Origin of the sequence: Nitrosomonas supralitoralis (genome assembly GCF_003011925.2) — a bacterium.
Taxonomy (GTDB): Bacteria; Pseudomonadota; Gammaproteobacteria; order Burkholderiales; family Nitrosomonadaceae; genus Nitrosomonas; species Nitrosomonas supralitoralis.
In genome coordinates this window covers 1-1454 of the sequence record NZ_PXXU01000149.1, presented here as the reverse complement: position 1 = coordinate 1454, position 1454 = coordinate 1, and the positions used below count along the sequence as shown (strand labels likewise).

Sequence of the window (1454 nt, the reverse complement as noted above, 5' to 3'; positions counted from 1 at the left end):
AACTTATTATACCAATTCAGGGCAAATCAGGCCGCCTCAATTAGATGTTAACGGGTCAGTAGTGAAATCGGATGTATCGATGATCGCTTAATGTGGCAAGGCCATAAATATGTAGTAAAATATACTACTAAGTATGATTGTTTACACATTTACTGGAGAGTAAAAATGCCAATGGTTAAAAAAAGCATTTCAGTTACCACCCAGCAAGATAGCTGGATCAAGGCACAGATCAAAACGGGGCATTTCGGCAATGAAAGCGAAGTTATCCGTGAATTGATTCGCGAACGGCAAATCCGCGAACAAGAAACTCCAGAAGAAATTGCAGCTATTCGAGCTGCGCTCATCAAGGGCGAGCAAAGCGGGTTTTCTAACCGCAGCGTCGAAGAAATCTGGGAAGAGGCAAGATTCCGGCACAAGAATACACATGCCTGAGTATCGCCTTACAGGAGCCGCTGAGGAAGACTTAATAGAAATTGCTCAGTATGGTGATGAGCATTTCGGAATTGCACAGTCCGATAGATACCGCGAACAACTCAAAAAGAGATTTTCGCAATTGGCGGCGCACCCTTTACGATATGCCGCCGTTGACCACATCTATAGCGGATACAGACGTAGCGTGTGCGGTGCTCATTCAATTTATTACCGTATTGATCAGACCGAGATTATCATTGTGCGAATATTAGGCCGCCAAGACCCATCAAAAGCGTTCGAAGAAAAATCCGTATGAATGAACGAACAGCCAGTATTTTTTACGCCAACACAATTCGATGACCGAAATCAACAAAAAATCCATCGATAACTCCGCATAGAGGCCGCGACCTGTGACCGAACATCTCGAACCGGCTAGTACATATTCATGCAATGTTGCACGCTAAAGAACTTAATTTTAACCTCATCATTTCCTTCAACAATTTAATCACCCCAAGTAAAAAGCGGCTCAACCACATGCCGAATCTGCGCATGTGCAATCAACCCAAAATATCGTGCATCAAAAGAATTCGGATTGACATCGGACATCAGCAGATATTCAGAATCATTAAGCATCTTCTCATCCAAACGATATGGCGGCATTTCATGACCATTACCATCCGCGCTGATCTGCGCACTGTTGGGCATCAATTCACCATTGACAACGATCCCTGCCCTACCAATAGAAACCCTATCCCCCGCTTGCGCAAACACACGCTTCAGTAACATCCCATAACCCCCCGGACAGTTGCCCGTGCTGATGGTGTTTCGCATCATGGCCATCTCAAAAACTTCATCTTGCGGCGGACAAAAGGAAACATACACGCCGCGCCCTACCGGTTCATCGATGATCTTGTAAAAACCCACGGGTAAGCTCGGTGTATTATTGTAGTAAATACCGCTGACACGAAAAACAATACTCATCAAGAATATGCCAGCGCTGACAGACAAAACACTGCAAGCCAGGATACGGAGTCCATTTTTTA

General features: G+C 44.8%; 3 protein-coding genes. 2 read left to right on the top strand and 1 reads right to left on the bottom strand.

Annotation, left to right across the window (positions count from 1 at the left end):
* Positions 1–165 precede the first annotated feature (165 nt).
* Together C7H79_RS17105 and C7H79_RS17100 are read left to right on the top strand one after the other, a co-directional pair.
* Positions 166–432 carry a type II toxin-antitoxin system ParD family antitoxin gene (locus C7H79_RS17105; RefSeq protein ID WP_106708426.1) on the top strand — a complete coding sequence of 89 codons (267 nt, stop codon included), beginning with the start codon at positions 166–168 and terminating at the stop codon, positions 430–432.
* The gene (locus C7H79_RS17100) at positions 425–727 is read left to right on the top strand and encodes a type II toxin-antitoxin system RelE/ParE family toxin (protein ID WP_106708425.1); all 303 of its coding nucleotides are present in this window, start codon (positions 425–427) and stop codon (positions 725–727) included. The genes C7H79_RS17105 and C7H79_RS17100 overlap by 8 nt, the downstream gene beginning before the upstream one ends.
* 185 nt (positions 728–912) lie before the next feature.
* On the opposite strand, the gene traF is transcribed toward C7H79_RS17100, so the two are convergent.
* Positions 913–1454, bottom strand: a 542-nt coding sequence (gene traF, locus C7H79_RS17095; protein WP_106708424.1) for a conjugative transfer signal peptidase TraF, incomplete at its 5' end; no start/stop codon positions are given.